A 21,717-nucleotide genomic window follows, 5' to 3' on the forward strand; every position below is an offset into this window, starting at 1 on the left:
ATTTTCAAGAAAATTCAACAACCATTAATTCAAACTCAACTAATATGAAAAAACATTACAAGAGTGTTATTCTTTTGTCTGCTTTTAGTTTGACGTCTTTGTGTATAACTGCACAGGATAGTAAAAAAGGGGCTTCTTTTAAAAACCCTGGTAACTTAATACAGATAAGTGAAGAAACCCAATCTAAAAACTCTGGCGACATTTTCCAGAAGTATCTTAACCTAGACAAAGGAAATACCTATTCATTTGTAGGGCAGCAAACAGACAGACTGGGCATCACTCATGAAACATTCAAACAAATGTATAACGGAATACCAATTGCCTTTGGTAAAGCCGTTATTGATATACGAAACGGTAAGAAAACCTCGATGCATGGTGAGTATTATAACGTAACAGGTGTAAATACTACTCCAAAATTAAATAACGCTCAAGCTTTTCAAAGAGCAAAAACTCATGTAGGCGGACAAGAATTTATGTGGGAAAATGCTTCGGCATCAAAAGCAATGAATTATAGTTTGCCAAAAGGTGAAATAGTAATTCTTCCTAACATTGATTCTAAAGATCAAAACGGAGTAGTTACCGAGTTTAACTTGGCGTACAAATTTGATATGTATGTAACAAAACCTGAAATCTTTAGGGGTTACGTATATATTGATGCAATTAACGGAAATGCTTTATTCACTCAAGCAATCACTAAACACGTAGGTGAGCATAGCAACTCTGTTAAGAATTTAAAAGAAATCGCTACTCCAAATAGTGGTATTAGTATTTTAGAAGCAGTACCATTCGCTTCAGGTACTGCGGCTACACGATATAGTGGAAATAGAACCATTACTACACGTACAATTAGCGGAAGCTTTGCTCTTAGAGATGATACAAGAGGTAGCGGAGTAAACACATATAATAGTGGTGGTAACAACAGTTACCCAACAACTAACTTTACAGATGCCGACAATAATTGGACAGCTGCCGAATTTGATAATGCAGCAAAAGACAATGCAGCATTAGATGCACATTGGGGAGCAGAAGTAACGTATGATTATTGGTCATCGATTCACTCTAGAAATAGTTTTAACGGTAGTGGCGCAGCTATTAATAGTTGGGTACACTATGACAACCAGCCAGGTGGAGCTGGATATGATAACGCATTCTGGAATGGTAGTGTAATGACATATGGTGATGGTTCATCTAATGGAACTGAAGGTAATGGATTTTTTGATGCCTTAACCAGTTTAGATGTTGCCGCACACGAAATCGGGCACGCGGTAACCACATTCACTGCTAATCTTGCTTATAGAAGAGAATCAGGTGGTCTTAACGAAGGATTTTCTGATATCTGGGGAGCTGCTGTAGAACATTATGGTAAAGGAAACGGAAATGATGCCGCTCCTTCTGCTGAAGTTTGGCTTATTGGTGACGAAATAGATCGTCGTAGCGGATCTGCTGCCTTGCGTTCTATGAGTGATCCAAAATCCCTAGGGCAACCCGACACATATAGAGGAACAAACTGGAGACCAGCAACTGTTGCTGAAGGATGTATTACTCCTATAGGAAATCCTAATGATCCTAATTATAATGATTCTTGTGGGGTACATACAAATAGTGGAGTATTAAACTACTGGTTCTATCTAACTGTAGCGGGTAGTGCTTCAACAGACGGTGTGAATGATAACGGAGATGCATTTACTGTTTCAGGAATAGGAATGGACAAAGGTGCAAAAATTGCATATAGAACACTTAATGTATACTTATCAGCAAACTCAACTTTCTTGGATGCCAGAAATGCTGCTATCCAAGCTGTAAAAGATTTGTATACTGCTGGTGGTGCTGAAGAACAAGCAGTAACAAATGCATGGCATGCTGTTGGTGTCGGTCAACCATTTGGTGGTGGCGGAGGTACTTCATATTGTGCTTCTAACGGAAATAGTGTGGCTGATGAATATATCAGTAGAGTTCAATTAGGTAGTATTGATAATACTTCTGGTGCAGGAACTGGTGGTTATACTGATTTCACTTCAGAATCTACAAGCTTAGCTTCTGGTTCTTCTAATACAATTTCTGTAACTCCAACTTGGACAGGTACTAAATACAACGAAGGATATAGTGTATGGATCGATTATAATCAAGATGGTGATTTTGCAGATCCAGGAGAACAAGTTTGGACACAAGCAGCTACACAAACAACACCAGTAAGTGGTACATTTACAGTTCCTTCTGGAGCTACGCAAGGCGCTACTAGAATGCGTGTTTCTATGAAGTATAACGGCATCCCAACTGCATGTGAATCTTTTCAGTACGGAGAGGTTGAAGATTATGAAGTGGTAATTGGTGGAGCTGCTCCAGATACTCAGGCACCTTCGGTTCCTAATGGATTATCTACATCTAGTGTTACTGAAACTACATTAACGCTATCTTGGAACGCTTCTACAGATAATGTAGATGTTACTGGATATGATGTATACCAAGGAAACTCTAACTTAGGCAATGTAACAGGAACTTCTGCAAACATTACAGGTTTAACTGCAAATACAGCGTACTCTTTTAGAGTTAAAGCGAAAGATGCTGCTGGCAATGAATCTGGGTTCTCTAGCACTGTAAATGTAACTACTGCAGGAGGAGGAACTGGAGCTGGATGTACAAATGGTATTACTTCATTCCCATATAACGAAGGATTTGAAAATACTATTGGTGATTGGACTCAATCTACCGCAGATGATATTAACTGGACTGTTGATGCTAATGGGACTCCATCTAGAAATACAGGACCGTCTAGTGCTACTCAAGGATCATACTATATCTTTGTTGAAGCTTCTGGAAACGGAACAGGATATCCAAACAAACAAGCAATTATCGAATCTCCTTGTTTTGATCTAAGCTCATTAGGAAGTGCTACTTTCTCTTTTGGTTATCATATGTATGGATCAAATGACATGGGTAGTCTTGCTGTGGAAGCGAGTACAGATGAAGGAGGAACTTGGACATCTATCTGGAGCGAAACAGGTAACAAAGGAAATTCATGGCAAACAGCCAACATTAACCTATCTGCTTATGTAGGAGGTGGTATAAAACTTAGGTTTAATAGAATTACTGGCTCTACATGGCAAGCAGATATTGCAATAGATAACGTATCTGTTACATCTGGAACGACAGCTACCTTTGTAGATACAGCTATCGCACCAACTGCTCAGTTTAGTATTTTCCCTGTACCGGCGCAAAACATTCTAAATGTAGTGATGCCTAACGCACAAGGAATTCAAGAATACGCTATCTTAAATACTATTGGACAAATAGTAGCAAAAGGAGAGTTTACGAATACTATTAATGTAGAAAGTTTAAAAGGTGGGTTATACGTACTTAGAGCAGGTACGCATGTTAAAACTTTTGTGAAAAAGTAAAAAAACCTCTAACTAATCATATTATTGCCCCCTCTGGAAAAAATTTCAGAGGGGTTTTTGCATTAAAAAAATGATCTTATCCAAGTTTTCTAGCATACGGTTTAAGTATTATTTAATATAACTTTCTTTCGTACCTTTAGGTATCATAGATTTCTTTGCACAAATCTAAAGACACTACCATAACAGATAGGTGTAATTAACCTTAAAAGATAATTTCAAATATGAAACGTAAATATGTGTTCTTAATATTGGCCATCTTAGGTGTGTGTTATACTTGGTATTTTAATATTCAATTTTATCTCACAGAAGAAAACACCTCTATATTAAATTATATTGCACAAACCAAAACCACTTTTCCTGCCAGGTCCTTTAGTGCTGATTTACTAGTTGTTGTTTTTACATTTTTTGTATGGTATATTCCCGATGCTATAAGATTGAAAATAAAATATTGGTGGATTCTTATCCCCTTCACTTTTTTGATAGCAATAGCTTTTACTTTTCCGTTGTATTTATACATGAGACAATCTAAATTGGATAAATTAAATACGTAACAATTTTGGTACAGAATCGTCGTATAAATAACCTCGCTAAAAACAACTAATCTAGATGAAAGCGATTGTATGGTCTCGATACGGATCTGCGGATCTTTTACAATATAAGGATGTAGCAAAACCTACTCCTAAAGAAAATGAAGTACTCATCAAAATACACGCTGCAACGGTAACTGCTGGAGATTGCGAATTACGAAGATTTGATATCGCCCCATGGATATGGCTTCCTGTGCGATTATACGTTGGCGTATTCAAGCCCAGAATCAAAATACTAGGGCAAGAATTATCTGGCGAAGTTGAAGCTGTGGGTCAAAACGTTACTCAATTCAAAAAAGGAGATTTGATTTTTGCCGAAGCTGGGTTTAAAGGAGCCTATGCACAATATACTTGCCTACCTACTACTCTAGCAATGGCTATTAAACCATCAAATATGACTTTTGATGAAGCAGCCACTATCTCTACCGGAGGGATTAATGCACTACATTTTCTTAGAAAAGCAAAAGTGAGTGCTGGTCAAAAAATTCTCATTAATGGCGGCGGCGGAAGTATTGGCACGTATGCTGTTCAAATTGCTAAAAATTTTGGAGCCATTGTTACTGGTGTAGATAGTGCTCAAAAATTAGATATGCTTTCTTCTATTGGAGCAGATCATGTTATTGATTATAAAAAAGAAGATTTTACCGAGAATGGTAAAAAATATGATGTCATTATTGATATAGTCGGGACTAGTTCATTTTCTCGAAGTATCCAATCTCTAAACAAAGATGGTAGATACGTTTTAGGCAACCCAAAATTCGTAGGGATGATCAAAGGAGTATGGACCTCTGCAACAACCAATAAAAAAGTCATATTTGCGCTAGCCAAAGGAAATATAGAAGATTTTGACTATCTCAAAAAACTAATCGAAGAAGGAAAACTAATATCTGTAATCGATAAAAAATATCCACTATCACAAGTTCCAGAAGCCCATCACTATGTTGAAAAGGGTTATAAAAAAGGGAATCTAGTCATCACAATACCTCATTCTTAATCGTACTACAAATTTAGATATATCTATTAGGAAACCTATATTCTTTTCAATTACTATATTAGGGTTATCATTTATCAATACGACTATGCTATGACTTTTGAAACGCATACGCTTAAAAACCCATTGGATATATTTATTGAATCTATATTCCATTTTAAAGATTTTACTCCAGATCACTCTATAGAACGGGTAGTACCTACCGGTCATCTATTTATCATTTTTGAATTGGATAATATAGTAAGGCATACGTATGATAATATTACGCTTAAGCCCAATGGAACGTATTCTAAAGTATGGGTCTCCGGTATGCACAAAAATTACTTATCCATTTCTGCACACCAAAATTCTGAAATGTTTGTGATACAATTTAAACCTTATGGTGGTTTTCCTTTTTTTCATTCTTCAATTGATCAACTCAACGATCAAGTGATTGCTGCAGAAACAATTTTTGGTAGTGAAATTTTAGACCTACGTACGGTACTATTAGAAAAATCAACATCTCAAGAAAAATTTATGGCTGCTGATCAATGGCTAACTCAACGATATGATATCCAAAAAGTACCAGGCCCAGAACTTCTAAATACGATTTCGGCCTTTGCCAATGAACCTATTGCGAATCACAATACCATTGTAGAAGCATACCCCAAAACTCAAAAACATCTCATTAATCAATTCAAGAAATTTTGCGGTTTAACTCCAAAATTATTTCACAGAATTATTCGCTTTAACGAAATCTTGCAGCTTATTCATACCCAGCAAAAAATACAATGGTCTCAAATAGCATATCAATGTGGATATACTGATCAATCACATTTTATTAAAGAGTTTAAAGAATTTTCGGGTTTCAATCCTCAAGAATTTATTACCCTTGAATTTAATAAGGATGAGCCCAATTTTTTTCCCTTAGATAAGAAAGGTTAATTTTTTACTATCACAGTTTTGGTGTATCATCTAATTTAGTCTATCTAAAATTATAATCCTTATGAAAAAATATACTATCTCGATTATTTTGATATGCTTTCCATTATTAATGATAGGTCAAAGTCGTATTCAATCTGTTGTAGATTCAACAGATACTAACAACATTGTTTTAAAACAAACTTTTGAAATTAATGTGGTCATAGACTCTGTCTGGAATGCTTATACCACTGCACGTGGTTGGAAAAAATGGGCAGTTCCGTTGGCTGAAATAGATTTTAAAATAAATGGCCTTATCAGAACTAATTACAATGCGAAAGGAAGCATTGGTGATGATTCGACAATAACGCTACACATCATAAATTACATCCCTAAAAAGATGTTAACGCTACAAGCAGAACTTACCAAAAACTTTCCCGAATTTATGAAAGAAGATGCCAAAGATTTATTCAACATTATTACATTCGAAGAGTTAGCCCCTAATCGTACGAGAGTTGTTTCGTATGGTGTAGGTTATAAAAACAATAAAAAATACAAATCTCTACTACAATTTTTTATTAAAGGGAATGAACAATCTTATACTAATCTTATTACCTATTTAGAAACTGGAAAACCTTCTTTAAAATATTAACTTATGGATAACGCTTTGCAAACAATGATTAATAATATGCCAGAAAAAACTGGTAAATCACTAGATGAATGGAAAAAAATTCTACACTCAAAACCCTTTACAAAACATGGTGAAGCAGTTAAATTTTTAAAAGAAGAGCATGGTGTCACTCATGGATTTGCTAATACCATTGTTACTTTATCCAAAGAAAATAATGACTCACCTAATGATCTGGTAAACAACCAATACAAAGGCAAAGAAAGTCTAAAACCAATATACGAAAAACTCTTAAAGGCAATAGCCGTTTTTGGAAACGATGTTATTAAAACGCCAAAAAAAGCAAGTGTAAGTATGATTAGAAAAAAACAATTTGCACTTATAAAACCCGCCACCAAAACTAGAATAGATCTTGGCTTAAAATTAAAAGATAAGCCCATTACAAATCGACTCGAAAACTCAGGACCTTTTGGTAGTATGTGCACCCACAGAGTAAAATTATCAAATATAGAAGATATTGACGATGAGCTTATCAAATGGCTCAAAGAAGCTTATGAAAAGGCAAATTAGAAATTCTAACCCAAAAAAAGAAACGTTAATAAAAGGTCCCGTATGTTAAAATAAATCTCTATATTCGCATTCGAAATACCTTCACACTCACCATTTTATAGGCTTCTTTTAAAATTATTCTCAAAAACGTTTTTTGACAAGAATTCTGTGATCAATTTTTGATCATAAGATATTCCATAATGTTAACGCATAATACTAACCATACTTTTGGCGCAGAACTTATGTTCTGCCCAGCTTGCTGGTAACTATATCGAAGGACTTACTCGAATCTACATGTCCATGGACAAATATATAATTCGAGTCTGTTGGGGGGACACAACGGACATATAGTTACCGAACTCCCCCTCCGACTGGAGGGGGATTATTTTACATTGTATTTATCAAATAAATAATACTTGTAAAAACAATTGAAAATGGTACTTTTATACAGTTACGTAAGTAACTAAAATCAGAATATGAAACAACTATTACGAATAGTATTTGTCCTCCTTGCTTCAATATCTGCGTTCAGTCAAACTGAACAAAATACTGGTTCCAATATTGTAAACCAACATACAGAAAAACATGTTGTAATTCCTGGTACCAAATTATCTATAATTCCGCCAGAAGAATTTGAAGTCGCCACTAACTTTACAGGATTAGAGAAAAAAGATGTTTCTGTTATTCAAATTTACGATTTAGTAGGTGGCAATTTTCTAAAAAACGCCTCAATATTTAGCAAACAAACTTTTGAAGATAAAGGCGCAAAGGTTTTTGATTACCAAGAGATTACTATCAATGGCTTTGCTGCAAAATTTATTCACATGCAGGGAAATCCTGAAGTTAAAGGATATAGTCTTGTATTTGGGGATACTACATTTTCTGCCATGATTATGGCTTTGTACCCAGCAGAAGATACGCAAACGGGATTACAAATAAAGAAAGCCCTGTTTTCATCAATTTATGAAAAGGATAAACCTATTGATCCATTAGAAGCTGCCTTTTTTGAGCTTGACGATTCTAAAACTAAATTTAAATACGCTAGCTCTGCAGCTAATATGTTCATCTATTCTGCCGATGGGATCAAAAAATCAAATTATAAAGATGAATCCATGTTGATTGTTATGCCTATCCCTACTGATAGCGAAATGACTCCTAAGAATGTATCGGATCAAATGATCGATGGCCTCAAGGGTAATGGATTAACTAACGTTAAAGTAATTAGCACATCTGAAGAGAAGTTAAATGATTATCCAGCTTATCAAATTCAAGTTGAAGGCGTAATGAATGGATACGCAAGTACCGTGCTAGTACAAACAGTAACACACGGAGAAAACACAGTGGTGATTGAAGGGTTTTCGAAAGAGAAATCAGCGGCAGTAATCGAAGATTTTAAAGCATTAATTGCTACTATAAAAATGAAATAATAGTTTTTTAGATAGAAACTACCTCATCCTCCTCTAATAATTCTTCTTGACGTAGACGAAGTAATATTTGAGCTACTGCAATAGTATCTTTTTCGCAGTACACAATGATTCGATCTATATCTTGTTCTTCATAATACACCGCTCTTACCTGACTACCATCGATATCATCCTTTGGCGACGGAATTCCTAAAATACCTGTAAGCAGTTTTAAAGATGTATAGTGTTTATAATCCCCAAATTTCCATAAGTCTAAGGTATCTAAATGGGCGACCTCCCATGGTTTTTTCCCAAAAAGGTTTAGTTTAAATGGTAAGGCAATAGAATGAATAATCATTCTTCTTGCTATATATGGAAAATCAAACTCTTTCCCATTATGCGCACAAAGCAGGTGATGCGGTTTACTAAAATGGGTTTCTAAGAGGTTTTTAAAATCAAGGAGTAATTGTTTTTCCTCACCATAGAAAGAAGTTGTTCTAAATGATCTTGTTTCACCTTTAAACCTAAAATACCCAACTGAGATACATACTATTTTTCCGAATTCTGCCCAGATACCTGCTCGTTCATAAAATTCTTCGGGTGAGAAATCTTCTTTGCGTTGATATTTGGTTTTATCGGCCCAAAGGTACTTCATCTCTTCGCTAAGATCATTAAAACCTTCATGTTCAGGAACCGTTTCAATATCTAAAAACAGTATATGTTCAAGGTTAATCTTATGCAGCATTCTCTAACATTTTGTAAGCCTCATCAATAAATATAAAGAAGTCATCTGTAAAAGATTCTCCAGGCATAAAATCACCTCTATTATGTCCTAATCGTACAATAATTATATCATCCTCAGGAATACAAATTACATATTGCCCTAAAATACCACGCATAGCAAAAATCTTCTTATCGAGATGATCCGATATCCAAAAACCATATCCGTACATATCATCATTTTCAAATCTTGGTTTTGTGGCCAAATCTGTAAACTCTGCAGGTAGTATACGTTTTCCAGCAAAAATTCCTTTATTCTTAAATAACACTCCAAATCGAGCAAAATCACGAGCATTACTAGCTACACAACAATACGCTTTTTCCATTCCGCTATCTTCACTATCTAACTGCCAAATAGCATCTTGTTCCATACCCATGGGTTTCCAAAAACTTTCACTTAGATAGGTAGACAAACTCTTTCCTGTTGCTTTTTCGATTACCATTCCTAATAATTGGGTATTCCCACTAAGGTATTTGAATTCTTGTCCTGGCTCTTCTTCAACTTCTAATCCTAATAATACTTCTCTAATATCAGTATCATAATAAGCTTTTGCCGTAATCGAAAATGGGCTCTTATAACTTTCTTCCCAATTAAGACCAGAGGACATCGATGATAAATCTCCAACTGTAGTTTTTGCCGCAAGACCTTCAGAAAATTTTGGAAAAAAATCTCCCAGCGGTTGATCAAGATTTTTAATATATCCATCCATAATGGCCTTACCCAACATGGCAGTCACCATACTTTTTGCCATAGAAAACGAATTAGTTTTTGAGGTCGTACCATATCCATCGGCATAATTCTCGTACCAAATACTATCATTTTTAATAATCATAAAAGCAACAGTACCAAGCTTTTCATTTGTTGTGTCCAACCTTTCTGTACTTGTTACGCTATTATAATTCTCATGGATAGCCCAAGGCATTGTACCATTACCTTTAGCAATCGTTCGGTTATCAAAATGAGTATAATCATCCAGATAGGCGGTGTTATGACCAGTCATATAGACCACACGTACTCCTTTTAAAATGTATTCTGAATCAAAAATATATAGCAGAGCTACCAATAATATAATAAGGGCCAATACCCCTTTTAGAAATTTTTTAAGAATTCGCATGTGTCGCTAAATTTGATGTACTAAGTTAAAAAAATAAACTTCATACAGAAGAGAACATTTCTAATTGTAAGTAAATAATAATATACACCAGTTTTTCTAAAACAAAGACTGTTGTTTTACGGGACTTTCATGCTCTAGCAACCATTTTTTTCGCCACAAACCTCCTGCATACCCGGTAAGCGATCCGTCACTACCAATAACTCTATGACAGGGAACAATAATCCAAAGTGGATTTTTACCATTGGCACTTGCTGCAGCGCGTATCGTTTTGGGGTCTCCTAATCGTTTGGCAATATCAAGATATGATAATGTTTTACCAAAAGGGATTTTGAGGAGTTCTTGCCATACTTTTTTCTGAAAATCTGTTCCCGAAGGATTAAGCTTAAGTTCAAACGTAGTTCTTTTACCTTCAAAATACTCTTGAAGCTGAGCTACCGTATCCTGCAAATAGTCAGGAATATCTGTAGAGGGATTATTTGGAGATTCTTTGGTAACAGAAACAGCTGTAATACCTTCTTCATTACCAGATATTGTAGCAATCCCCAAAGGAGTTTCTATATAGGCAGTTTGTATCATTCTTCAGGATTATCCTCCAAAATCCCTAATCGCCTTGCACGATTTTCCCAGTTTTTACGGGCTAGCTCTTGCATATTACTATCTGTATCACTCTCATCCATGATCTCCAATCCTAACAATGTTTCGATAACATCCTCCATACTCACTAAGCCACTTACAGAACCGTACTCATCAACAACTAATGCGATATGTTCTCTTTCTTCTACTAGTTTCTCAAACAAATTAGGAACAGCCATATTACGATCAACTACAAAAAGTTGACGTTTTAAATCACCCAAGCTTTTACTGTGATTATCTTCGGCCATCTCCTTATACACCTCATCTTTAAGCACGTACCCTGTAATATTATCGGGATTATCTTTATAAATAGGAATTCTTGAAAATCGAAGTAGATTTTTATTTGCTTCAAAAAACTCTGCGATATTTTGATTTTCGGGAGCTATTTTAAGAACACTTCTCGGAGTCATGATATTTTTAGCTAGAATCGCTTTAAAGTTTAAAAGATTCTTGATCACTTTGGATTCAGATTCGGCAAAAACACCTTCTTCTTCTGCGATATCTGCCATAGCCGAAAAATCCTCACGACTTAATACAGATCCATGATGACCTTTTCCTCCTATAAGCTTAGTGGTTAATTGTAGCACCCATAATATACCTGTGTATTTTAAAGGAGCAATTAAAATCACAAGTGCTTTTGAGGTGAAATTAGCTAATTTTTTCCAAAATGTTGCGCCAATAGTTTTTGGTATAATCTCAGAAACTACTAAAATCAAAATAGTCATTATTGCAGATACTATACCCACCATATTGATTCCCATTATTTCAAACTTATATGGTAATTGCTCTGCTTGTACTCCCACCAAAATTGCACCAACAGTATGGGCAATAGTATTTACAGTTAATATAGCGATCAAGGGTTTATCCACATCTTTTTTTAACTTCTCAAGTGTAGTAGCATAGGGTTTCCCCTCTTTCTTTTTTACGTTAATAAATGTTGGAGTAACACTTAGGAGCACTGCTTCTAAAATAGAACATAGAAACGAAAAGAAAATAGAAAGTACGGCGTAAATTATCAGTAAGGTCATGATGTTTTAAATAAGATACTAAAGTAAGGATTTTGAAAACGATTTTACTAATAAATTACCAACCTACATATCCAGGAGGTTCGATTTCATTTAAATTAAGATATACGATCAACTGCCCACGGTGATGTGTAACATGATCTTGTAATAAATTTAAAATTTGAAGTTTCGATTTTCGGCCTGCAAAAAAATCTACTTCAGTTTTAAAATCTATCGGATCAGCTTCATTAACTTGATTATATACATAATCAAACGCTTGCGTCAATACTTTTATAGTTTCAGCTTTGGTGCTTGGAACATTTTGAGTTAAACTTTTTCGATCAAACGTATCTTTAGAAAAGTGAGTTGTTCCTAACCAAAGCATATTTCCTCGAATATGAAGCAATTGATTTTTGAAATCCATTTCCCGTTCTGTAGGTTTAAAAACATAACCTTCCTCAGGCATGAGTTCTGCAATTTCTAACAAATAGGTTTTAGAATTTTGCCATTTTTCTAAAAATGCTTCTTTGGGTGTAAATTGTTGTGCCATTATGGAACCTGAAATCAAAAAAATTATACTTAAAATTTTATTCATTATTCTGTTTTACCATTACTAATTCCATCCATATATGTACTAAGTGCATCTAACTCATCTTGAGAAAACGTTTTGATAATGGCAAAATTAGTTTTCATTACGGTATAGGTTTCAGGATCTACTATCGGTTTTGCCTCTTGTTTTAAAAAGGCAATTAAATTTCCATTTTGTTCTTTATACACCTTCATAATTTCTATCACACTCGGGCCTATCGATTTCTTATCTGTTTTATGGCAGGTATAGCATTTTCCTTTACCATTAAATATTTTTTTACCAATATCAAAAGGGGTTTGTTTTATTTTCTTTTTACCAATTACAATTTCTTCTTTTTCCTTTTTCTCAGATTGGCAACCAGCCAATACTAAAGTTATACTCAAAAGTAACAGGGCAATTTTTTGCATATACTGAAGATGTTTAGTGATATTTTTCTTTAATTATTTCTATATCTTTTATAAATCGCTCAAGGAGATCTTTCGAGAAATTAGTTATTACTTCTTTTTCGTCAACACTAATTCCCTTACTTGCTTCGGCAATTTTGGTAAGTGCATAAATCATAAAATCATACTCTTGATCAGGACCATTGTCCGAAAATACTTCAATAATCTTTTTGTAGAGTGTTTCGATATCATTTTGGTTATTACTTTCGTAATCGAACGACCATTTGATGTCTTTACCTTTAGGGTGGCCTTTTAAAATTTCCTCAAGAGTTTCAACTTCTTCTTTTTGAATAACACCATCACTCATGGCAATAACATAAAGTAATTCTCCAAAGGTTTGATACAAACGTTCTCTACTTACCATAGTATATGATTTTAGTTGATTAATCTAACTCAATAATTTCACCACATCTTTGGCAAAATAACTGGCAATAATATGGGCTCCTGCCCTTTTAAAAGCCATAATTTGTTCGAGCATTACAGCATCGTGATCTAACCATCCTTTTTGGGCAGCTGCTTTTAACATTGCATACTCACCACTCACTTGATATACCGCCACAGGCACATCAACATTATCTCGCACATCTCGCACCAAATCCAAGTAGGCCAATCCAGGTTTTACCATTACGATATCTGCACCTTCTTCAATATCCATTATCGTTTCCTTAATAGCCTCATCCCTATTGGCAAAATCCATTTGATACGTTTTTTTGTCTCCAAATCCAGGCGCCGAATCCAAGGCATCACGAAAAGGCCCATAAAATGCCGAAGCATATTTGGCGCTATAACTCATAATCCCCGTATTTTTGAAATTCTCTTTTTCTAATACTTCACGAATAGCCAGAATACGACCATCCATCATATCACTAGGTGCAACAAAATTAGCCCCTGCTCGCGCATGAGACAAACTCATCTCTGCCAACACCTTACAAGTGTCATCATTTACGATATAACCATCCTCAACAATACCATCATGACCATAGGAAGAATAAGGGTCTAACGCCACATCGGTCATCACCAACATTTCTGGAGCAGTCTCTTTTACCGTTCTAATGGCACGTTGCATTAATCCATCAGGATTTAACGCTTCGGTACCTTTATTATCTTTTAAATTATCTGGCACTTTTACAAATAGTAAAACCGATTTTAATCCCAAAGACCAAAGTTCTTTTACCTCTGCCACTAATAAATCTAAACTATATCTATAATACCCAGGCATCGAAGTAATTTCTTCTTTAACACCTTTGCCTTCTACGACAAAAAGCGGAACCAAAAAATCATGTGGAGTTATTATATGTTCTCTAACCAAAGAACGAATAGCATCATTAGTTCTTAGTCTTCTGTTTCTGCGAAGTTGTTGCATTCTTAGCTATAAAAAATTGATCGCAGTAAAGATACTTATATATCTGTAATTGATTAAAATTTTAATATATCATTAAATATTCAAATTCTCTTATCTTGGAATGGTAATAAGAGAAAACTAGAAATGGCTTCATTATCAATTGTTTTATCTTAAAATTTGTAACAAAACCAAAACAAACTCTACTAATTCTAAAAGTATAGAATTACAAAATTATTAAAGTATGCTAACGATAAAAAATCTCAATAAGACGTATCCCAACGGTACTCAAGCATTGAATGATGTAAACTTAACTCTAGAGAAAGGAATGTTTGGTCTTTTAGGCCCTAACGGAGCTGGGAAATCTACGCTTATGAGAACCATCGCAACGCTTCAACTTGCAGATTCTGGAACAATCGAATTTGACAATATTGATGTATTTAAACAACCTGAAGAACTAAGAAAAGTTTTAGGTTATTTACCTCAGGATTTTGGTGTATACCCAAAAGTATCTGCTGATATGATGCTTAATCATATTGCCAAGGTAAAAGGGATCAACAATGCCGGAGAACGAAAAAGTTATGTAGCAGATCTTTTAAATAAAGTAAATCTATACAAGTTTAGAAATCGAAACCTTGGAGATTTCTCAGGAGGAATGAGACAGCGTTTTGGAATTGCACAAGCCTTATTAGGCAATCCAAAATTAATCATTGTTGATGAACCTACTGCAGGTTTAGATCCTCTAGAACGTAATCGTTTTCATAATCTATTAAGTGAATTAGGAGAAGATGCTGTAGTGATTCTAAGTACGCATATTGTAGATGATGTAACCAATTTATGCCAGAATATGGCTGTTTTTAACGAAGGGAAAATTCTAGAACAAGGAAATCCTCAAGAATTATCTGCTCGATTAGATGGTAAAGTGTTTAGAAAACATATCGAAAAATCCGAATTAGAAGGAATTGAAAACGAATACACCGTACTCTCAAATTATTTGAGAGGAGGACAATTTTATGTAAATATATATAGCGATATTAATCCTGGAGATGGTTTTGAAATTGTAAACAATGACTTGGAAGATTTCTATTTCTATTGTATCAACAAAAAAGAAGAAACAGAGGAGGCTACAATATGAAAGAAATATTCTCATTTGAACTAAAATACCGCCTCAAAAGACCAGCCACCTGGATTTATATGATTTTGGGTATGGGTATCGCTATATTAATTGCTGCTTTACAACGATCTGGGACTGCAGAATTTGTTAATAGCCCAAGCAGTATTGCAGGCGTAACTGGGGGGCTTTCGATTATATCGATTTTCTTTTATGCTGCCATTATGGGTGTTCCGATATTTAGAGATCAAGATCATAAAACAGCACAAACCTATTTTACATTTCCGATTCCTCAAAAATCATATGTATTAGGTCGTTTTCTGGGTAGTTTTACATTAGTCACATTTCTTAACATTGCCATTGTTTTAGGAATCATTATCGGGTTTGGTATTGGTGATTTTCTGGATCGCCCTGATTATGGAGATTATGATTCTTTTAATCTGTCTTCTTATATTTTACCATTTATATTTTTACTGCAGATCAATGCGATTTTGGTAGGGTCTCTATTCTTTTGTCTGATGGCGTTTTTTAAGAAAATGCCTATTATTTATCTAGGTGGGATTTGTCTTTTCTTATTAGATGCATTGTCTGAAAGTTTACTAGGTGATATCGATAACCAGTGGTTAAGCGTATACTTAGATCCCTTTGGAGGGCAAGTATTCAGTTACATAAAAAAATATTGGTCTATCAACGAGTTAAACATAAATCAACTACCCTTATATGGTAAGTTTTTACTTAATCGAATGCTCTGGTTAGCAGTTGGATTAATTTTGTTTTTAATAACATTCTTTAAATTTGACTACAAGAAATTTTTGTTATCAAGTAAGAAAGAAAAAAAGACTGATAATACAGCCTATACTCCATCTTTGATAAATTCTATCACTCAAGTTTTTTCTAGAAAAACAGAGCGACAAAATTTACTATCACTTAGTAAAATTGAATTTTTGTCGATAGTTAAAGATCCTGTATTTATAATTTTATTAATTATAGGAGTCATTATTTCTGTATTTGTAGTTTTTCTTGCCAATGAAACTTACGGAACACCTAATTTACCCTTAACACGATACGTAACCGTTTTTGTTTCTGGTGGTATCTCGTTATTGTCAATAATTATTTTGGTTATCTATTCTGGAGAAGCAGTACATCGTACCAGAAAAAACAAAACCTTTGTATTTTATGATGCCTTGCCCATTAGTAATGCAAGTCTATATTTTTCTAAAATTATTTCATTACTTGGTGTTGCCGTCATTCTTGCATTAGCAAACATAATTATTGGTGTCATATTTCAGACTATAAATGGATATTTTGGGTTTGAGTTAGATGTATATCTTATTTATAACTACGGATTAATTTTCCCTGGATTTATAACTACGGTATTATTAGCATTTTTTATTCATGTATTGGTTAATAATAAGTTTTTAGGTCATTTTGTTGTTATCCTATTGTATATCGGTTTACCACTATTAATCACTCTTGGATTAAAGAGTACAAATCCAATGCTGGTTTATGGTGGGACTACTCCTTTTTTCCTTAGTGACTTAAATGGTTTTGGACATTATTTAACAGGGATTACGTGGTTAAACCTATACTGGATATTATTTACAGTAATATTAATGGTGATTGGTAAAGTATTTTGGACTCGTGGATTCTTTTCATCTGCCAAAGAACGATTATCATTAGCAAAACAACGTTTTACTGGCAAGACTATCGTTTCTCTAATAGTAGTAGTCATAGCATTTATATCAGTTGGTGGGTATAGTTATTACAACTTAAGTGTGATAAATAGACTGGTGGGTGGTAATGAAGCCGAAAAAGCTGAAGCTGAAGCTGAAAAAAAATATAATAAATATATCGGTCAAGCGCATCCAAAAATTACTGATCTAAAAGCATATATCGATGTTTTTCCTAATAAAAGAGCTGTAAAAGCTAAAGGAGAATTTAAAGTCGTAAATATTTTTGATACACCTATTGATACTTTAATGCTCAATATTCAATATGGTAGCTCACATACCAATTTACAAAAGATTGTTTACAATGGTCAAGAGCTTAATCCAGTTGTTTCTGATTCATCATATAGGTTATACTTTTATAAGTTACCAAAAACTTTATTGCCTAATGAAAAAGCAAACCTTACTATAGAAGTAACTGCAGAAGCCAAAGGGTTTGCTAATCAAAGGGAAACAGAAGTATTGTATAACGGAACATTTTTTAATAATTTTATTTTTCCATCGTTTAATTACGACCGAGCCATAGTAGATAATGGAGTACGTAAAAAATATGGATTAAAAAAACTAGATTATTTATATCCTCCACGTACAGATTCTACCGCTCTAAAAACCAACTTATTTAATAAAGATGCTAATTACATTAATTTTGAAGCTATTGTAAGTACCGATAAAGATCAAACTGCATTAGCTCCTGGTAAATTAATAAAAGAGTGGAATGAAAATGACAGAGCGTATTATCATTATAAATTAGAATCAAAAACAGATCTTTTCTTTAATGTAGTTTCTGCCAAATATGATGTAGAGAAATCTAGTTGGACAGCGCCAAGTGGTAAACAGGTGGATATCGAGATCTACCACTCGCCAAAACATAAACGCAATCTAAAATATTTTATAGACGGTGTTAAAGTAGCCTTAGATTATTGCTCTAAGAATTTTATGGAATATCCAAACTCTGTTATAAGAGTAGTAGAATTTCCTGCTCATTCTTCTTTTGCTCAGTCTTTTGTAACAACTATACCATATTCTGAGGATGTTGGATTTGTCGCCAATTTTGAAAAGGCAGAAAATTACAACTATGCCTTTAGTGTTACTGCCCACGAAGTAGCTCACCAATGGTGGGGACATATAGTTACTCCAAGTAATACAACAGGAGCTAATATTATTGTTGAAACCCTAGCAGAATATACTTCGCTTATGGCGATGAAACATGAATATGGCGAAAATGGGATCAAAAACTTCTTAAAATACTCATTAGATCAGTATTTACAGGCAAGAGCTTTTAGTTTTAAACCAGAACGTTCTTTGATGAATGTAGAAACCGGACCGCATATTTGGTATCAAAAAGGATCAATGATCATGTACGAATTACAAGATCTTATTGGAGAGGATACTATTAATAAAGCATTACGCAGTTTCTTAAATGAGTTTAAAAACTTTGAAAAAGGAGTCTATCCAACCTCAGAGAATTTATATGAAGCCATTCGCAATGTTGCGCCAGATTCTCTAAAATATGCGGTAGATGATGGTTTTAAAGAGATTGTATTATACGAAAATCGTGTGTCGTCTGCCAAAACCAAAAAACTGGATAATGGAAAATATGAAACTACCTTTGTTTTGGATTCTAAAAAAATCTATTATGATGATAAGGGTAAAGAAGAGCGTGTAGATGACAAGAGTAATTATATCGAGATTGGATTATTTGGTGAGGATATTGTTGATGACCAAGAAGTGCCTTTAAAAAATCCATATTATCTAGAAAGAAAATGGTTAACATCGGGAGAGAATACCTTTACGGTTATCACCGACAAGAAACCTCTAAAAGCAGGTATTGATCCTTATAATAAATTAATAGACAGAAGCTCTGACGACAATTTAAAATCTGTTGCTGAGTAATTCTCGAAATGTGTAAGGGTGTATAAAATCACGATCAAAAAGCGCTGTTTTGATCGTGATTTTTTTATGCAAATAAATTCAATGAATATTATAAAAAATCAGAATCTCCAATTTGGTTGAGTTTGTACCTCAAGAGGTTACTTATAAAGCCCTAATCAATTGTGGTGATCTCATTATTGCTGTTTTTAATAAGGAATTATCTTAAAATACCTACTAAACCATATTATTATTTCCTGTTTTCCTTTTGATTGGCCTGGTTCTTGTAACAATTTCTCGATAATAAAGTCTTCTTTTTACAATTAGCAGGGCAACCTTTCTGATGTAAAAGACGTCTTAAAGAATAGTACCTTATTAATAGACCAAAATTTCAGACCATGACATATCAAAAGGCAACCATCGCCTCTTTATTATTATTCTTTATTACAACGATCGCTGTAGCGCAAACAATTACTTCAAAAGTAGTAGATAAAAAAACGAATCAGCCAATACCTTATGCTACTATTCAATTATCCGAGAACCAAGGAATCATTACTAACGAAGAAGGGATATTTAGTTTAAGTTTAGATGAATCATTAGCCGATATTGATTCTATTTACATATCCTCAATGGGTTATGAAAAAATTGGCGTAGCTGTACAACAAGCAACAGATAGCATCATATATATTACTCCCAAGGCTATAGAATTAAAAAGTGTTTTTATCTCTAATAAAAATCTCTCTGTAGACGAAATCATTGACAATGTAAAAGATCGTGTGGCACAAAATTACAATTTCGAATTATCTCAAAGACGTTTATTTTTTAGAGAATCTGAATTTAATTCTATTAAAAAATTAGATATCGATTTTAAGAAATCTACTATAAAAGAACTTAACAAGAAACTATTGGATAGTGTGGTATCTATTATACCTCGAAAATCTGAGTATTATACAGAAACCTTATGTGACCTTTATGGTGATTTTGAGAAAAGAAAATTACACATTATAAAAGCCGCAGAGTTGTATGATAAAAACAATCAAGTCTCTATGGATGCCATGACTAAACGCATGGAAGCGATATTCAAAAAAAATGTAAAACCAGACTCCTATCTTAAAATAAAATCAGGGTTATTTGGCACCAAAGTACAGGTAGATTCTTTACTAGAAAACAATGAAGATGCCAATACCGTTAAAGATGAATTAGCAAAACAAGATAAAAAAGAAGACAAAAGTGAGTTTCTTAAAAACAGAAAATCAGGACTAAAAAGTTTAATGACAAGTCTATTTTTTAATGATGATGTTATGTCTAATTTTTTAAACAAATCTGGTAGATATAATTTCGAGCTTAAGGACTACACCTATATTAATGATGAAGCTGTGTACATTATTGATTTTTCGCCCAAAAGAAAAGAGGATTTTAAAGGTACATTATATGTAAACACTCAAGATTTTGCAATTGTTAGAGTTGATTATGAAAATGTGAAAAATCTTAGAAATTTTAAACTTTTAGGTATTCAATATCAAGATAATTTATATCGTGCCAAAATGCTCTTTACCAAAAGTGCCAATCAAAAATATGATTTACGATTTCTAGAAATGTACCGAGGCGGGTTCTTTGGTTTTGATCGCCCTATAAAAGTAATCGAAAAGAATAAACACGTAAAAGGAAAACGTAAGCAGAATGAATTATCATTAGGTATAGATGCGGTAAACACTTATCAACGTAAATACGAAATTGTAGTTTTTGATTCTAAACAAATATCTGAAGCCAATTATAAAAGTAGTACCGAAAACAAGTCTATAAAACCAGAATACTTATCCAAATACAATTCTGAATTTTGGAACGGGTATAACATCATAGAACCCAACACAGCAATTAAGCAATTTGCTGCTGGACCAGAGAGTGAGTAATTATATAAGTATTAGAATAAAAAATTGTCATCCTTAAATAAGTTAGGGGATGACAATTTTTTAATTTATGTTTCTAAACGATACTACCATCTAATAGATTAATCACTCTAGACCCGTAGGTCATATTTTTTTCAGAATGCGTTACTTGTATAATGGTTACCCCCTCTTTATTAAGTTGAGTAAAAATATCCATGATTTCTTCGCCTTGTTTAGAGTTTAGGTTTCCGGTGGGTTCATCTGCAAGGATCAATTTTGGATTAGCTATTAATGCTCTAGCGATACCCACTAATTGCTGCTGTCCTCCGCTCAACTGTGCAGGAAACAGATCTTTTTTACCTACGATATTAAACCGATCTAACATATCTGCCACCAAGGCTTTCCTTTCAGAAGACCCATGTTTTTTATATAACAATGGCATCTCAAGATTTTCCTTTACGGTTAACTCATCAATCAAATGATACGATTGAAATACAAATCCAATGTATTGTTTATATAAGTTAGCGCGATGTTTTTCTTTTAAATTATGCACTCTCTCATCTAAAAAAGCATATTCTCCCTCATTAAAATCATCTAACATACCTATCACATTAAGCAGTGTAGATTTTCCGGATCCGGAAGGCCCCATAATTGATATAAAATCTCCTTCATTCACCCAAAAACTAATATCCTTTAATAAGAATACTTTTTGACCTCCTGATTGTACCCATTTTGATAAATTATTTAACTTTAATAGCATGTCTTTAT

At 33.8% G+C, this 21,717-nt stretch carries 19 protein-coding genes; 10 read left to right on the forward strand and 9 right to left on the reverse strand.

Translation table 11 applies throughout. The annotated features are described in order from the left end of the window. Positions 1–44 precede the first annotated feature (44 nt). The 7 genes from DK508_RS16050 (at position 45) to DK508_RS16080 (ending at position 8,477) form a co-directional block, all read left to right on the forward strand. Positions 45–3,395 (forward strand): M4 family metallopeptidase, encoded by a 3,351-nt coding sequence (locus DK508_RS16050; RefSeq protein ID WP_109301806.1) that lies wholly within the window; start codon positions 45–47, stop codon positions 3,393–3,395. A gap of 221 nt (positions 3,396–3,616) precedes the next feature. After that, on the forward strand, positions 3,617–3,946 hold the full coding sequence (locus tag DK508_RS16055; RefSeq protein ID WP_109301807.1) for a DUF2834 domain-containing protein: 330 nt from the start codon (positions 3,617–3,619) through the stop codon (positions 3,944–3,946). A gap of 55 nt (positions 3,947–4,001) precedes the next feature. Further along, complete coding sequence (locus DK508_RS16060; protein WP_109301808.1) at positions 4,002–4,976, forward strand: NAD(P)-dependent alcohol dehydrogenase; 975 nt, start codon at positions 4,002–4,004, stop codon at positions 4,974–4,976. A 90-nt stretch (positions 4,977–5,066) separates the two neighbouring features. Further along, a complete protein-coding gene (locus tag DK508_RS16065; protein WP_109301809.1) occupies positions 5,067–5,897 on the forward strand; it encodes an AraC family transcriptional regulator in 831 nt (276 codons plus the stop codon). A gap of 61 nt (positions 5,898–5,958) precedes the next feature. Beyond that, positions 5,959–6,525, forward strand: a complete 567-nt coding sequence (locus DK508_RS16070; RefSeq protein WP_109301810.1) for an SRPBCC domain-containing protein — start codon at positions 5,959–5,961, stop codon at positions 6,523–6,525. A gap of 3 nt (positions 6,526–6,528) precedes the next feature. Beyond that, a complete protein-coding gene (locus tag DK508_RS16075) occupies positions 6,529–7,071 on the forward strand; it encodes a DUF4287 domain-containing protein (protein WP_109301811.1) in 543 nt (180 codons plus the stop codon). A gap of 455 nt (positions 7,072–7,526) precedes the next feature. Then, positions 7,527–8,477 (forward strand): hypothetical protein, encoded by a 951-nt coding sequence (locus DK508_RS16080; RefSeq protein ID WP_109301812.1) that lies wholly within the window; start codon positions 7,527–7,529, stop codon positions 8,475–8,477. Between the two features lie 7 nt (positions 8,478–8,484). Here DK508_RS16080 and DK508_RS16085 read toward each other — a convergent pair whose 3' ends face one another. The 8 genes from DK508_RS16085 to hemB form a co-directional block, all read right to left on the reverse strand. Then, complete coding sequence (locus DK508_RS16085; protein WP_109301813.1) at positions 8,485–9,198, reverse strand: 3'-5' exonuclease; 714 nt, start codon at positions 9,196–9,198, stop codon at positions 8,485–8,487. Beyond that, complete coding sequence (locus DK508_RS16090) at positions 9,188–10,348, reverse strand: serine hydrolase (protein ID WP_109301814.1); 1,161 nt, start codon at positions 10,346–10,348, stop codon at positions 9,188–9,190. Before DK508_RS16090 ends, DK508_RS16085 begins: the two co-directional genes overlap by 11 nt. A 96-nt stretch (positions 10,349–10,444) precedes the next feature. Next, on the reverse strand, positions 10,445–10,921 hold the full coding sequence (locus DK508_RS16095; protein ID WP_109302739.1) for a methylated-DNA--[protein]-cysteine S-methyltransferase: 477 nt from the start codon (positions 10,919–10,921) through the stop codon (positions 10,445–10,447). Then, complete coding sequence (locus DK508_RS16100; protein ID WP_109301815.1) at positions 10,921–12,009, reverse strand: CNNM domain-containing protein; 1,089 nt, start codon at positions 12,007–12,009, stop codon at positions 10,921–10,923. The genes DK508_RS16095 and DK508_RS16100 overlap by 1 nt, the downstream gene beginning before the upstream one ends. A gap of 55 nt (positions 12,010–12,064) precedes the next feature. After that, the gene (locus tag DK508_RS16105; protein WP_109301816.1) at positions 12,065–12,580 is read right to left on the reverse strand and encodes a DinB family protein; all 516 of its coding nucleotides are present in this window, start codon (positions 12,578–12,580) and stop codon (positions 12,065–12,067) included. Continuing rightward, positions 12,580–12,981, reverse strand: coding sequence for a c-type cytochrome (locus DK508_RS16110; protein WP_109301817.1), 402 nt, complete (start codon positions 12,979–12,981; stop codon positions 12,580–12,582). The genes DK508_RS16105 and DK508_RS16110 overlap by 1 nt, the downstream gene beginning before the upstream one ends. Positions 12,982–12,994: 13 nt before the next feature. Continuing rightward, complete coding sequence (locus DK508_RS16115; RefSeq protein ID WP_109301818.1) at positions 12,995–13,381, reverse strand: permease; 387 nt, start codon at positions 13,379–13,381, stop codon at positions 12,995–12,997. Between the two features lie 24 nt (positions 13,382–13,405). After that, positions 13,406–14,380 carry a porphobilinogen synthase gene (gene hemB / locus DK508_RS16120; RefSeq protein WP_109301819.1) on the reverse strand — a complete coding sequence of 325 codons (975 nt, stop codon included), beginning with the start codon at positions 14,378–14,380 and terminating at the stop codon, positions 13,406–13,408. 220 nt (positions 14,381–14,600) lie between these two features. Between hemB and DK508_RS16125 the strand changes: the two genes are divergently transcribed. The 3 genes from DK508_RS16125 (at position 14,601) to DK508_RS16135 (ending at position 20,973) form a co-directional block, all read left to right on the forward strand. Then, positions 14,601–15,491: an ABC transporter ATP-binding protein gene (locus tag DK508_RS16125; RefSeq protein ID WP_109301820.1), complete on the forward strand. Its 891-nt coding sequence runs from the start codon at positions 14,601–14,603 to the stop codon at positions 15,489–15,491. Further along, complete coding sequence (locus DK508_RS16130; RefSeq protein WP_109302740.1) at positions 15,488–19,087, forward strand: M1 family aminopeptidase; 3,600 nt, start codon at positions 15,488–15,490, stop codon at positions 19,085–19,087. The genes DK508_RS16125 and DK508_RS16130 overlap by 4 nt, the downstream gene beginning before the upstream one ends. A gap of 374 nt (positions 19,088–19,461) precedes the next feature. Next, positions 19,462–20,973, forward strand: a complete 1,512-nt coding sequence (locus DK508_RS16135) for a carboxypeptidase-like regulatory domain-containing protein (RefSeq protein ID WP_109301821.1) — start codon at positions 19,462–19,464, stop codon at positions 20,971–20,973. A 73-nt stretch (positions 20,974–21,046) separates the two neighbouring features. Here the strand turns inward: DK508_RS16135 and DK508_RS16140 are convergent, their stop codons facing one another. Next, a complete protein-coding gene (locus tag DK508_RS16140) occupies positions 21,047–21,709 on the reverse strand; it encodes an ABC transporter ATP-binding protein (protein WP_109301822.1) in 663 nt (220 codons plus the stop codon). Between the last annotated feature and the right edge of the window lie 8 nt (positions 21,710–21,717).

Source organism: Aquimarina sp. AU474, assembly GCF_900312815.1.
GTDB lineage: Bacteria > Bacteroidota > Bacteroidia > Flavobacteriales > Flavobacteriaceae > Aquimarina.